12 protein-coding genes are annotated in these 13,153 nt (G+C 39.7%); 9 read left to right on the forward strand and 3 right to left on the reverse strand.

Annotation, left to right across the window (positions count from 1 at the left end; translation table 11 throughout):
- Positions 1–47: 47 nt before the first annotated feature.
- On the forward strand, positions 48–2,357 hold the full coding sequence (gene helD / locus ACH0CI_RS05170; protein WP_406900967.1) for an RNA polymerase recycling motor HelD: 2,310 nt from the start codon (positions 48–50) through the stop codon (positions 2,355–2,357).
- 404 nt (positions 2,358–2,761) lie between these two features.
- A complete protein-coding gene (locus tag ACH0CI_RS05175; RefSeq protein WP_335706772.1) occupies positions 2,762–3,352 on the forward strand; it encodes a CPBP family intramembrane glutamic endopeptidase in 591 nt (196 codons plus the stop codon).
- A gap of 101 nt (positions 3,353–3,453) precedes the next feature.
- On the opposite strand, the gene comJ is transcribed toward ACH0CI_RS05175, so the two are convergent.
- Together comJ and ACH0CI_RS05185 are read right to left on the reverse strand one after the other, a co-directional pair.
- The gene (gene comJ / locus ACH0CI_RS05180; RefSeq protein WP_033579939.1) at positions 3,454–3,861 is read right to left on the reverse strand and encodes a competence protein ComJ; all 408 of its coding nucleotides are present in this window, start codon (positions 3,859–3,861) and stop codon (positions 3,454–3,456) included.
- A 35-nt stretch (positions 3,862–3,896) separates the two neighbouring features.
- Positions 3,897–4,337 carry a NucA/NucB deoxyribonuclease domain-containing protein gene (locus ACH0CI_RS05185; protein WP_335706773.1) on the reverse strand — a complete coding sequence of 147 codons (441 nt, stop codon included), beginning with the start codon at positions 4,335–4,337 and terminating at the stop codon, positions 3,897–3,899.
- 378 nt (positions 4,338–4,715) lie between these two features.
- On the opposite strand from ACH0CI_RS05185, the gene ACH0CI_RS05190 reads away from it, so the two are divergent.
- Entirely contained in the window at positions 4,716–4,976 is a 261-nt protein-coding gene (locus ACH0CI_RS05190; protein WP_335706784.1) for a metal-sensitive transcriptional regulator, read from the forward strand.
- 156 nt (positions 4,977–5,132) lie between these two features.
- Positions 5,133–7,082 (forward strand): FUSC family protein, encoded by a 1,950-nt coding sequence (locus ACH0CI_RS05195; RefSeq protein ID WP_257041777.1) that lies wholly within the window; start codon positions 5,133–5,135, stop codon positions 7,080–7,082.
- Positions 7,083–7,117: 35 nt separating this feature from the next.
- Here ACH0CI_RS05195 and ACH0CI_RS05200 read toward each other — a convergent pair whose 3' ends face one another.
- Positions 7,118–7,936, reverse strand: a complete 819-nt coding sequence (locus ACH0CI_RS05200; protein ID WP_033579942.1) for a squalene/phytoene synthase family protein — start codon at positions 7,934–7,936, stop codon at positions 7,118–7,120.
- A 325-nt stretch (positions 7,937–8,261) separates the two neighbouring features.
- Here ACH0CI_RS05200 and ACH0CI_RS05205 point away from each other — a divergent pair, with 325 nt between their 5' ends.
- From ACH0CI_RS05205 to ACH0CI_RS05225, 5 genes are all read left to right on the forward strand, one after another.
- A complete protein-coding gene (locus tag ACH0CI_RS05205) occupies positions 8,262–8,933 on the forward strand; it encodes a response regulator transcription factor (RefSeq protein WP_028414985.1) in 672 nt (223 codons plus the stop codon).
- Between the two features lies 1 nt (position 8,934).
- Positions 8,935–9,969 carry a sensor histidine kinase gene (locus ACH0CI_RS05210; RefSeq protein WP_406900969.1) on the forward strand — a complete coding sequence of 345 codons (1,035 nt, stop codon included), beginning with the start codon at positions 8,935–8,937 and terminating at the stop codon, positions 9,967–9,969.
- An 87-nt stretch (positions 9,970–10,056) separates the two neighbouring features.
- Positions 10,057–10,413 (forward strand): DUF1093 domain-containing protein, encoded by a 357-nt coding sequence (locus ACH0CI_RS05215; RefSeq protein ID WP_406900970.1) that lies wholly within the window; start codon positions 10,057–10,059, stop codon positions 10,411–10,413.
- Positions 10,410–11,177, forward strand: coding sequence for an ABC transporter ATP-binding protein (locus tag ACH0CI_RS05220; protein WP_406900972.1), 768 nt, complete (start codon positions 10,410–10,412; stop codon positions 11,175–11,177). The genes ACH0CI_RS05215 and ACH0CI_RS05220 overlap by 4 nt, the downstream gene beginning before the upstream one ends.
- Positions 11,164–13,074: an ABC transporter permease gene (locus tag ACH0CI_RS05225; protein ID WP_034263844.1), complete on the forward strand. Its 1,911-nt coding sequence runs from the start codon at positions 11,164–11,166 to the stop codon at positions 13,072–13,074. Before ACH0CI_RS05220 ends, ACH0CI_RS05225 begins: the two co-directional genes overlap by 14 nt.
- Positions 13,075–13,153: the final 79 nt, after the last annotated feature.

The following is a 13,153-nucleotide window of genomic DNA, read 5'->3' on the forward strand; positions in this document are numbered from 1 at the left end:
GGTAACAAGTTTTGTTATCGGGTAACGTGTGTAAGGGGTGTGGATAAGTGAAAAATAAAAATTTAACAGAAGAACAGCAGCGAGTTGATTGGGTAGTCGAAGAAATCAGCCAAAAAGCTGAAAAAATAGGCAAAAGCGTAGGAAGCGTAAAAGGCGAAATTGTCGATTTGCGAAGCACGTTTTGGGACGATGTCACGGTTAATATGGATGAGCCGGATGACGTGATTGAGACATTTACGAGCATTAAGCAGCAGGCAGAACTTTTAGCTGAACGTGAAATTACCCATAGACAAGCGTATGATCAATTAAAAACATTAAAAAAGCTAACGCAATCCCCTTATTTTGGACGTTTTGATTTTATAGAGAATGGTGAAAAAGAAGCGGAAGCTATTTATGTGGGCGTGGGCTCTTTAATGGATCAAAAAGATGAAGAGTTTTTAATTTATGATTGGCGTGCGCCTATTTCGAGTCTTTATTATGATTATTCACCAGGAAAAGCGCAGTACGAAACGCCAGGTGAAGCGATAAAAGGCGAGATGAAGCTAAAGCGTCAGTTTATTATCGAAAATAGCGTAATTAAAAGCATGTTTGATACAGGAATTACCATTCGAGACGAGCTGCTTCAAGAAGTGCTCGGACATAACGCAAGCAGTCAAATGAAAAGTATTGTAGCGACCATTCAAAAAGAACAAAACCAAATTATTCGAAATGAAAAAAATAAAGTGCTGATCGTCCAAGGAGTAGCAGGGAGCGGTAAAACGTCTGCAGCTCTTCAGAGGGTGGCTTATCTTCTCTATCATCACCGAAAGCAGCTGACTGCAGAAAACATGATGCTGTTTTCGCCAAATCCGCTTTTTAACAGCTACGTCTCAACTGTTCTTCCGGAGCTTGGAGAAGACAATATGAAACAAACAACGTTTCAGCAATATGCCGACGGACGGTTAGGAAACGAGTTTGACGTGGAGGATTTGTTCGTTCAAATTGAATATTTACTAACGGAAAAAGATGCTGCGGCAAAAAAACAAAAAATGCAGGAAATCCGCTACAAAGCAAGCCGTGAATTTAAAAAGCAGGTAGATGCGTATATCGAAGAGCTGTCTACTAAAGACATCATTTTTAAAAATATTAAGTTTCGCGGCGAAATCGTGTTATCTGCTCGGCGTTTGTTATCTTATTTCTATTCGCTTGATACGGGAATTTCCATTCCTAACAGAATGCAGCTCGTAGCCGAGTGGGCGCTTAAGCTCATCAACCAGCTTGAAAAACTTGAACGTAAAAAAGATTGGGTTCAAGAAGAAATTCAGCTTTTAGAAAAAGAAGATTATGTCGAGGCCTATCAGCATCTGCAGAAAAAGGAAGGCTATACGGAAAGCTCATTTGATGACTTTGACCGGGAACAAGCGTATTTAGCCAAAGCCGTTGTAGCTAAGAAAATGAAATTTATTAAGCAGGCCATCAAGCAGCTTAAATTCATCGACATTCGTCGTATCTATATGCAGCTGTTTGAAAGACATCACCTTTTTTCACATGTAGAAGGATGGGACGAAACAGCTAAAAACACGGTAGAAAGAGTTATGAACATGAGGCTGTCTTATGAAGATGTAACGCCTTACTTGTATATAAAAGATCAAATTGAAGGGCGAAAAGCCAATCCTGTCATTCGCTATTTGTTTATTGATGAAGCACAAGATTATTCACCGTTTCAGCTGGCGTTTTTAAAAGAGCTGTTTCCGCATGCTAGAATGACGCTGCTTGGAGACTTGAATCAAGCGATTTATGCGCACGCCTTGAACGCACCGACCATTCTTTCAAGCGAACTGTACGAAGAGAAAGAAGCAGAAACGCTGACTCTTACAAGAAGCTATCGATCAACGCGTCAAATTGTCGAGTTTTCAAGGGATATGGTGGCAAACGGCCATTTAATCGATCCGTTTAATCGAGACGGAGCGAAGCCGACCGTGACGGCTGCAGGTAACGTCAAAGATCTGCATGGGGCAATTATACACAAAATTAATGAATTGAAGCAGCAAAGCTATAAAACAATTGCTGTGATTGCCAAAACTGCTGAAGAAAGCCGAGAAGCATTCAAAGCACTGCCTGATTCGATGTCTGCAAGGCTGCTGACAAAAGAAACAAGTTCATTTGAAAAAGGCATGCTTGTCCTGCCAGCCTACTTAGCAAAAGGAATTGAGTTTGATGCAGTCATCATTTACAATGCCTCGAGTGAATGTTATCAGGATGAATATGAGAGAAATTTATTTTATACAGCATGTACAAGAGCGATGCATGAGCTGCACTTGTTCTCACTTGGTGAAATCAGCCCGTTTATATCAAATAAAGAAACTTATGAATACTAAGCACAATAAAAAGAGAACGGCCAGTGGCTTGAGTATCTGAGAAAGTGGAGAAGTAGTAGTACGGAAAATCGAGGGTGAAATCGCAAAGGTTTTACCCTCGATTTTTTATTTATATGGATTCAGCTCCTGTTCATTGCCAAAATAAAAATTGTTTGATTAAGTTTCCACTACTATAAAACGAATTAGAAAGACAGTGAAAGGAGGATTTTTATATCCAATATTTACGAATAAATGTATTACTCACCTCTTTGATAAGTTTATTTTTCTCGGGTATTATTCTTTTTTCTTATAAGTTATTTGCTGCAGGAATGTTGCCCATCATAGGCTTGCTTTTTATCTACGCTTTAACCTCTAAATATAGTTCAACTGTTTCTCTGTTTCTATTCTTTTTAATAGGGACATGTATGTTTCAAGTAGGAAGCAATTATTTCATTGAATGGGATCTATCTAAAGAGATGAAAATCATTGTAAACAGAGTTTTACTTTTGTTTATCATAGGTGGACTATTGCTTTCAATTTTATTGTCCAAGCAAAAGGTATTTCTTTTTGCATCATTACCAGACTGGCAGAAACGTATAGTGATGCCACATCATTCAATTAAACTAACGTATTTTTTACTGTTTGGTCTAATTGGTTCGGCTACAATTTTTGTACCGTTATTGTTCGTTGAAGATATAAGCTATACAAAATCATTCGTCATATACGGTATAGTATTCTCAATCATAAACGCTATTTTAGAAGAGGTGCTTTGGAGAGGAATCATGTTATCTCAATTAAAAAGTAACCTATCGACTTTTTATGCTGTTTTTATTACGAGTATTGGATTTGGTCTCTTGCACATATCAATAGGAATTCCTGTGGTAACAAGTTTACTTTTTTCTTTTGGTGGACTTTTCTATGCATTTGTCGTTTTAAAGACGAAAAGCATATACCCAGCCGTAGTTTTTCATTTTATTATTAATTTAGGCATGGTCTTTAACGGATGGATATTTTAGTATCTTGCACCAAAAAGCTCAGAGCTATATATCGCTCTGAGCTTTTTATGAGTTATTAGTGTTGTATATTACCTGAACTGTCTACAGTAGGTTGTCTTTTTTTATTGACTTTCAAAATGCAGCAAATACTTCACTAAATAAAGGCCTGAGTTTGTTTTTTCTTGAAGAGGAATAGTCAGGCATGTAACGTAATAATATCCTTTTGGAATATCATAGCTTAAGGCTTCAGATAGGACGCTTTTGATTTCAATGCCATCGCTTTCGACGTGAAATGGAAGGCGAGTCGTCTTTTCAGCTTGCGATGCGTCTGGAGTTTCGTTTACCCACACTTCGACAATGGCTTTTGTGTTCGACACGGCTTCAAACGAAATGGCTTTATCATCTGCGACATATCCTTTTTGAATATCTTCATCACTCCAGTCGTGATGGGGCTTCGGCTGTCCTTTTTGAAACAGCGTAAACTGATGATATGACATCGTTAGCTCTTGTTCTTTCCATTTTGTTTTCATCTTTTCACCTCTTCAAAGTAAAGCTTGTTCAGCTATTATTGCACGATAAATTGTACGCGTGTACCATCTGGGTATTGTTCTAATTGATTTCCAACCCATGAGCCCGCTCCGCGGTTATCAGAAGGTGAAATATAGCGAATATCAGCTCCCGCTCCGCCTTCTTCGCACATAGCCATTGGCCATTCATCGCGGTCATATCCTGTTTTTGTTGGGTATCCTTTCAGCGATTCTTCCCGATTCGCTTCAGCACCGTCGCGATCAATTGTGCAAACGGAAGAGTGACCAGCGGCAATCGCGTCGCGAATATGATCACCCGTTTCAGGATATCGGTCCAGTGGAAAATAAAGCGTTGCATCATAGTTTACTTCGGCTTCCGTTTTTTCAGGAGCTAAAAACGCTGTATGTCCTGTAAACCCTAAAACGCATGCAATGATAATGAATAGACTTGCCATTAATTTTTTCCCGTATGTACTCATCTCAAACCTCCAGTGTAGTCGTTTTTACAGCTTAACTATACTCTCAGATTGCTAAGTTTAGATTACAGGACAATAAATACGGTGTAAACAAGTATTAACAATTATGTAAAAATGATCATTTTGTCTTGTCTGTAAGATGTAAAAAGCCCCCATAATATTCTGAGAGTTATACTTTCTGATGTTTATCTACTTACGATTCAGATTAAATGGAGTGTGAAGTGTCTATTTGCATGTGGGTGAGTCCTAGGTGAAAAAAAGAGTCAATTTCCTTTACTTGACATCATACCCTAATAGGTATAAAGTTGTGTATACATTTACTTCTTGCGTATAGCTTAAAAGCAAGAAACGCAATCATGCATGAGCGGAGGTAGTAGTATGATGGAATATGATAAGCAAGTTAAAAATCGCTTGAAACGAATTGAAGGTCAGTTAAAAGGCGTCTTGAATATGATGGAAGAAGGAAAAGACTGCCGCGACATCGTGACACAGCTCTCAGCAGCCAGAAGCGCAATTGATCGCACGATGGGTGTTATTGTCAGCACAAACCTTGAACAATGCGTAAGAGAAAGCATTGAAAAAGGCGAGAATACCGAAAACTTAGTAAAAGAAGCAGTAGAGCTGTTAGTAAAAAGCAGATGAGACATTCGTTTCATCTGCTTTTTGTTTTTACTGTACGCTGCTCATAAGGATAAAAAGCGCTGTTCCTAAACACAATACGGATAGGAACAGCGCTTTTTTAGGTTTATCTCGTTTTAAGAACAGGAAAGATATATGAAGAGAAAGGAGGAGGTCAAGGTGAGTGATGACAAAAAGTCACCAACATATAATCATACGGAAATTCATCATAAAATTGAGGCTTCTCCAAAAGCGCCGGGAATCAAAGCTGCTTTTCGCTTTAACCACGCTTCTTCTCCGTGGGTAAGAGGAATCAGCTCGGGCTTGTCTTCAAGTTTGCCGATTTTAATAGGAATTTTGTTTGATCATTTGCAGTACGGACTCATTGCAAGTATTGGCGGCTTTACATATTTGTATACAAAAGATGAACCTTACGCGCAGCGTGCCGTTAAGTTATTTTTAGCTTTGCTTGGCGTTACGCTGTGCTTTACGCTCGGCTCGTTATTTGCTGACGTGGAGTGGATGAAAACTATTTTATTTGGTGTGATTGGAGCCGTATCGGTTTATATCTTCGGAGCTTTAAAAATTCCGGGACCTTCCGCGATGTTTTTTGTTCTTTCATTTGCCGTGAGTACAAGCATTCCAGCTCCGAATTTACAGGCAGTTTTTTTGCATGCAGGTCTCGTTTTTTTAGGAGGAGCACTATCTTGGTGTATTAGCATGAGCGGCTGGCTTATTAATCCACGCGGGCCTGAAACGGCCGCTGTGGCGAAAGCTTATAGGCAGCTAGCTTCATTTGTTGGATCACTTGGCACGGAATCGTTTCACGCTGAGCAACACAAAACGGTTGTAGAGCTTCGGGCAGCGGAAACAGCGATGAAGCAAGCGAAAATTAATCGAAAAAAATCCTCGTTTTCTCACCGCCTGTTTTTATTAAACCAAAAAGCTGAAGGGCTGTTTATTTTTGTGATGGCCGCTGCGAATGATTTTAATCCGGCTGTTTCGAAAAAAGCACAGGCGGTAATTGAAACGTTCGCATCCGAAATGGCCACGTTAAAAAAACATAAAAAAATTCGAGACGTGCGAGAAGAAATTGAAGAGCTGTCCATCAAAGAAGAGCTGCGCACATTGTTACTAGATGTAAACGACGTTCTTCAAATGAAGGAATTAAAAGAAACGGAGTATATTCAATTTTCACAAGGCAGCGTAAAAACACGGTTAAAAGCTGCTTTTCACAAACGTTCGTATGTACTTAAAAACGCTTTGCGCTACGGAATTATTATGATTATCGCCGCAGCTGTTGCCTACACGACAGACATTCCAAGGTCTTACTGGATTCCTCTCACGTGTGCAGGAGTGATGCTTGGGGCAACCGTTCGTGCAACGGTTCAGCGAGGTATTCAACGCTCTGTCGGAACCATTTTAGGTATTTTAATTGGAACCGGGATTCTCATGCTTGAACCAACGGGAATTGTCATTGCGCTCATTGTCTTTGTGCTTCAGTCAACGATTGAAATTGTGATTGTTAAAAACTACGCGCTCGGTACGCTTTTTATCACACCGAATGCTCTTTTAATTGCTGAAAGCGGTCATCCGGACAAAGCGATTAGCTACTTTACGTCCGCTCGAGTGATTGATATTGTTATTGGTTCTGTTATTGGAGTGGTCGGTACGGTATTAGTTTTTAAACGAGCTTCTTCGCTTCGTCTGCCGTATTTACTTGGAGATGTCATTCGAAAAGAAGGACAATTTTTAGAAATGCTAAGCACTGAACAAGATGAAGAAAGAATTAAACAAGAAAGAAATAAGCTTCAAGGGGAACTAGTTAATCTTCGGGCGCTTTATGATAATGTGATTGGAGAATATTCTAAAACGGCCGTCAAGCTTGAAGGACTGTGGCCGGCAGTTGTCGCTACGCAGCAGTTAGGTTATATGCTTCTTGCGTCGTATGAAGGATATGAGCTGTCAGAAACGGAAAAGCGAGAGCTTCAGGAAACATTTGCTCAGCTAGCCGCAGCAGCAGAGCAAAAGCGAGCGCCAAAGCTTTCAAGTGTTCCGACCCTGAAACGCTACCCCATTATTCAAGGGGAAATAACTGCTTTATATGAAAGTCTGCAGGTAGAAATATAAAAAGCACGGAACCAATGGGCTCCGTGCTTTTGCTTTTACATATCCACAACTTCACTTACCGTTTTATTTACATCGTCACGCGTCATTTTTTCTTTTCCTTTCATTAAGGCGTTTAACGTTCCATCGGCAAGCGCTAACGGAATTTTACAGAAATGAAGAATCGGAAGCGATTTGACATCTTCTAAATATTTCTTTCCTAGTGACAGATTGCGGCGAGCATAGGCAAACATATCTTCTCTGCTCCAGTTGTTAGGGAAGAAGCTGACTCCACGCTCTGAATCTTCCGAGGTATTGCGCAGAATATTTACAGACTGCAAGCCGCGTCCAAACGCAATGGCTAATTCTTTGTCTGTCTCCGTGCCGTCATACCATTTCCAAATGTCGTTAAGCATCACGCCTACTAGACCAGCTACATAGAACGTATAGTCATCTAAATCCGCTTCATTTTGAATATGCCAGTCTTTTTCTACCCAATCGGCCATTCCTTTGGCCATAATAGAAGTTGCATCTAATACTTGATCTGCAACTCCAGTCGGACAAAGCGCAATCCAGTTGCCGAGCTGAAGCGTTACGTCAGGTAAATCAGCTTGATAAGGACCTACTAATGCCATGTAGTCGTCTTCGTTAAAAGACTTTTTTAACAGGTCGCTAATGGCGTAAAGCAAGCGGCTTTTTACACCGGCTTCTAGCTCAGGGTGATCTTCAATTTCATCAATTGCCCTCATACATAAGTAAGCAGATCCTACTGCATCTTGCAATTCTGCCGGCAAGTGGCTAATTGGAATAAAAAATGTTCGGCTTGTTTCTTTTAACATCACCATTGCGTTGTCGCGTAATTTGTTGGGTACACTCATTGATAACTAGCTCCTTTTTACATATCCACATGTCAAATTAGTTTAAGTTTTCATCTTATATACTATAGTAACAAAAAATGAGCATTTAATGGAGTTTAAAGATTACTTATTAACGATATTGTCATTATTTTGTAGTATTTAAACAGAGATACTTGTATCATGCACAAGTTTACACTACGATAATACTCGTTCATTCTTCATTTTACAGACATAAAAAGTTTATTTTTAAGAAAATTGCCGTCATGCTAATGGGTTAGATGAACTTTTAAGAAAACCCTCAACAGTCGGGTATACATAATACATAGGAGAATACAGAGGTGAAGGTATGAAAATTTTAATTGTAGAAGACGATAGCAAAATATATGAATTAGTGAAAGAAAAATTCGAACAGTGGTCATTTGAAGTGGCTGGAGTAGAAGATTTTCAAAAGGTAATGGAAGTATTTATTGCAGAAAGCCCAGAATTGGTCATTTTAGACGTGAATTTACCTGTATATGACGGGTTTTACTGGTGTCAGCAAATACGTACAGTTTCAAAAACTCCTATCGTATTTCTGTCGTCTCGTGAACATCCAATGGACATTGTTATGGCAATGAATGTTGGGGCGGATGACTATATCCAAAAGCCGTTTAACTTGGATGTTCTTATTGCTAAAGTGCAGGCACTTCTGCGCAGAACGTATTCGTATGGAGACACGATTTCAGACGTTATCGAGTGGAACGGCGCGGTGCTAGACTTAAAAAAAGGAAGTTTGCATTATAACGATCGAGAAGTTCATTTAACGAAAAATGAATTTTTTATTTTACGCCTTCTTTTGGAAGAGCGAGGCAAGATTGTATCGCGAGAAGAGCTTATGCGAAGATTATGGGAAGATGAGAAATTTGTAAGTGACAATACGCTTTCAGTCAACATCACACGCATTCGTACCAAGCTGGAAGAAATCGGGCTGAATGATCAAATCGTGACCAAAAAAGGTCAAGGATATTTGGTGAATTAAGATGTGGAAAAGTTTTTTAAGAGAGAGACTAAGCTGGATTTTATTTGTTCTTATATGGCTGAGTGTAATCGATGCTCTGCTGCTGCTGGAGTATGATATTAAGGTGTCGTCCACTTCGTTTTGGTATTTGAATCTATTAACGCTGTGTATGCTAATTCTATTTCTTTTATGGAGAGGAGTAAAAGAAAGAAGATTTATAAAAAGATTAAGTTTAATGCTGCAGAATGACGCGTACGATTTACAAGAAATGCATTCATACGTGCGAACGAAAGCAGATGAAGACATGCTGAGTCTGCTGCAGCGTATAGATCGTGTGTATCGCAGACAAACTCACGCTCTTCACGTACAGCAGCGAGAGCAAGAGGAATATATAACGACGTGGGTTCACGAAATCAAAACGCCGCTTACTGCTATGAAGCTGCTTATTAACGCTCGTCGTACAGAGCTTTATAAATGGCCTTGGCTTAAGGAGATTGAAGATGAATGGATGAAAATTGATGGGTTAGTAGATCAGAATTTATATGCCGCACGTCTGCGTCACTTAGAAAAAGATTACCAGGTGCAGGCAGTGTCGCTAAGCGAACTTGTTTTTCCAAGCGTTGCGTATTTCTCGAAATGGTGTATTGAGAAAAGACTGCATATTGATGAAAAGAATCTAGATACGTTAGTGCACACTGACCCAAAGTGGATGCAGTTTGTTGTGAGGCAAGTGTTATCCAATGCAATTAAATATAGCCCTCTAGAAGGAAAGCTTTCTTTTTTTAGTGAAGAAACGCCGAAGTATGTGAAGTTATTTATCGTTGACCAAGGGGAGGGCATTCTACCACAAGACCTTCCGCGCGTATTTGAAAAAGGATTTACAGGAAATGTCGGAAGAAAATCGAAAGGAGCTACGGGGCTAGGGCTGTATTTTTCAAAAAAAATTACAGATGCTCTTGGCCATCGAATAGAGGTACATTCGCTTTTACACGAAGGAACCACGGTAATTTTGACCTTCTACAAACCGAATTCTTTTGATAACCTTTCAAAAATGTAAGGTTGAAAGCCGAGATTGTCATCTGCTTCAAACGAATCTTTCCTTGTTACGAAGTAAGATAGAGCTATACACAAGGAGGGAACGTACATGAAGCGAAAGTGGATTAGCCTCTTAGCTCTGCTTTTGGTTGTAGGGGCAGGTATAGGAGGAATAAAGATTTATCAAAACGCCGCAACGGAGCATCAATACGGGATCATCCCAAAAGAAGCAAAAAAAGTGGACGACTATGGACGAGTTCAATATACCATTTCAGTAATAAACGAAAAAGGACAAACAACGTTTCAAACGTTTACGACGATTAAACAGTTAAAAGAAGGAACGGTTATTGACCTTTTTGTTCGAGGTAACGAAGTTCGGAAATATGACATTATAACAAAAAATGAGCTGCCGCAGCGGGTGAAAAGCGTGTGGCCTACAAAAGAACGAAAGGAGGAAGGGGAATGAGTATTGTCCTTGAAGGGAAAAATGTAACTAAAACGTTTGGATCAAGAGGAAACGTATACGAAGCGCTACAAGGAATTGATTTTACAATCGAAGAAGGAGAGTTTGTCGGTATTATGGGACCATCTGGAGCGGGAAAAACGACGCTGATGAACATTCTTTCAACGATTGACCGTCCCACCGACGGCGAGGTATGGATTCAAGGAGAAAACGTAGCGCTCATGAAAGATAAGAAGCTGTCTGCTTTCAGACGCAATCATCTAGGATTTATTTTTCAAGATTATAATTTACTGGATACGTTAACAGTAAAAGAAAATATTCTTCTGCCGCTTACGGTTACAAAAATGTCTAAGAAAGAAATGGAAGCGAAGCTGAAAGACACCGCAACGCGACTAGGCATCTATGAGCTGGCGGGTAAGTACCCGTATGAGATTTCTGGCGGACAAAAACAGCGCGTTGCAGCAGCGAGAGCAATGATTACGAATTCAGCCGTTATTTTCGCCGATGAACCTACCGGAGCTCTTGATTCCAAGGCCGCTTCAAGCCTGCTTGAAAAGATGTCCCAGTTAAATCAAGAAGACCGTGCCACCATTATTATGGTGACGCATGATCCGCTGGCTTCAAGCTACTGCAGCCGCGTGCTGTTTATTAAAGACGGACAAATTTACACGGAGCTGTTTAAAGGTGAACAAACGAGACAAGAATTTTTCAAACGAATTATGAACATTCAAGGCGCATTAGGCGGTGAAGGCTATGACCGTATTTGATCTTGTTAAAAAGAATATGCGCAAAAACATTAGTCGGTACAGCCTTTATTTCTTTTCAATGATTTTTAGTATTGTTGTGTACTATGTGTTTGCTACGCTTCAGTACGACCAATCGATTTCAAAAGTGATTGGAGAAGAGATGAGGCTGCAGGGCATTTTTAATGCTTCAAATTACGTTCTGCTTACTTTTATTGTTGTCTTTATTTGGTACACAAACTCATTTTTTATCAGACAGCGTAAGAGAGAGCTCGGACTGTATCATTTAGTCGGTATTGAAAAACGTACGATTGGGAAAATGATTTTCTACGAGAATATGCTGCTGGGGATTTTTTCGTTGGTGGTCGGTATTTTACTAGGTACCGTGTTTTCAAGGCTGTTTGTGCTGTTTTTACTAAAGCTTATGGGACTGTCGCTTTCTATTACGCTCACATTTTCTCTTCAAGCGGTTTTAAAAACAGCCGTAGTGTTTTTGATTGTTACCATTTTTATCTCGTTTCAAGGCTATTTTATTATGTACCGCTATACGCTATTAGATCTGTTTCAAGCAGAAAGCAAAAGTGAACGCGTAAATAAAATGAATTCGAAACGCTCAATTGCAGTGGGAGGACTGGGTATCTTACTCGTTGGCTATGGGTACTACCTTTCATCGGGAAACATTGTGACGCCTAATTTTTTTCTAATTGTAGCCGTTGTACTGTTCTCGGTCATTTTCGGTACATTTTTACTTTTTAAAGCCACAATTGAGTGGCTGATGGGACTTTACCGAGAGCATGCAAGCCGATATTATTCGTTTGCAAATATGCTAAGCGTTTCTACGATGATGTATCGCATTAAAGCAAATGCACGAGTGTTAACCCTAATTACGATTTTGTCGGCTACTACACTTGTAGCAGTTGGTGTGACGTATTCCTCGTACTATAACACAAAAGCCGATGCCAGAAGCATGCAGCCTTATGACTATACGCTGCACAGTAAAAACGCAGCGCAAGGCTTTATGGATGTACTGCGTGAGTTAGATATCCAATCAAATCAGTATGTCTATCATATCGTGAAGCATTCCGCTGATTTATCGGATTTTCGATTTATTACATCGGGCTACTATAAAGATAGGGAACAAATCAGCTTTTTAGATGAAGAAGAAGTGCGGAAAAATGGCGTTTCGGTTCCTGCGCTAAGCGCAAACGAAACCGTTATTTTTGATTCAATGGCAAAAGGAAAAGTGTTTAAGCCTAGTACAGGTAAAACCGCAGCTGTGCAGCTGAAGGAATCAGAACAGCTTGCTTTAAAAGTCGTTAAATCCGAGCCTTTGCTCATTCTTGATTCTGACAGTGCCGGCTATCAGTTTGTAGTCAATCACGACACGTTTATCAAACTTTCAAAGGCTGGAAAAAAGCAAGCGGTGTACGTATTTAATACCGATGATGGAAACAAACAAAATGAACTTACTAAGAACTATCATCAAATCGCAAAAGAAGCTGGAGAAAGCCGTACTTCATACTATGATGTGTTTCAGGCAGGCTTAATGAGTAAAGGATTGTTTATTTTTATTGGAGGATTTTTAGGGCTCGTCTTTTTGATGGCAACGGGCAGTATTATTTATTTTAAGCAAATCTCCGAAGCCGAACAAGAGCGCAAAAGATTTGAAGTACTGCGCAAGCTTGGGTTTTCAGTGTCTCAAATGATGAGCGCCGTTCGAAAGCAGCAGCTGTTTACGTTTGGTTTGCCTTTAGTAATTGGCATCTTGCACAGTCTATTTGCGCTGAAGGTCATTACGAATCTAACCGGTGAAAGTCTGATCGTTCCTGTTTTAATAGCGGATGCAGTATACGGGGTTATTTATTTCATTTTCTACTGGCTGACAATGAATTACTATCGAATGGTAATAAAGCGACTGTAAAGAAAAGACTGTTTCGATAAATGAAACAGTCTTTTTTGTTGAAAAAATAAAAGGTATGGGGTAGCGAAAATCCGAATAT

Origin of the sequence: Priestia sp. 179-F W1.4 NHS (genome assembly GCF_045369295.1) — a bacterium.
Classification (GTDB): domain Bacteria; phylum Bacillota; class Bacilli; order Bacillales; family Bacillaceae_H; genus Priestia; species Priestia zanthoxyli.

Bases quoted from the DNA above. Each gene is read 5' to 3' on its own strand.
- ACH0CI_RS05210 (WP_406900969.1), top strand. From the start codon at position 8,935: ATGTGGAAAAGTTTTTTAAGAGAGAGACTAAGCTGGATTTTATTTGTT.
- ACH0CI_RS05220 (WP_406900972.1), top strand. From the start codon at position 10,410: ATGAGTATTGTCCTTGAAGGGAAAAATGTAACTAAAACGTTTGGATCA.
- ACH0CI_RS05200 (WP_033579942.1), bottom strand. From the start codon at position 7,936: ATGAGTGTACCCAACAAATTACGCGACAACGCAATGGTGATGTTAAAA.
- ACH0CI_RS05190 (WP_335706784.1), top strand. From the start codon at position 4,716: ATGGAATATGATAAGCAAGTTAAAAATCGCTTGAAACGAATTGAAGGT.
- ACH0CI_RS05215 (WP_406900970.1), top strand. From the start codon at position 10,057: ATGAAGCGAAAGTGGATTAGCCTCTTAGCTCTGCTTTTGGTTGTAGGG.
- comJ (WP_033579939.1), bottom strand. From the start codon at position 3,861: ATGAAAACAAAATGGAAAGAACAAGAGCTAACGATGTCATATCATCAG.
- ACH0CI_RS05175 (WP_335706772.1), top strand. From the start codon at position 2,762: ATGTTTCAAGTAGGAAGCAATTATTTCATTGAATGGGATCTATCTAAA.
- ACH0CI_RS05185 (WP_335706773.1), bottom strand. From the start codon at position 4,337: ATGAGTACATACGGGAAAAAATTAATGGCAAGTCTATTCATTATCATT.
- ACH0CI_RS05225 (WP_034263844.1), top strand. From the start codon at position 11,164: ATGACCGTATTTGATCTTGTTAAAAAGAATATGCGCAAAAACATTAGT.
- ACH0CI_RS05205 (WP_028414985.1), top strand. From the start codon at position 8,262: ATGAAAATTTTAATTGTAGAAGACGATAGCAAAATATATGAATTAGTG.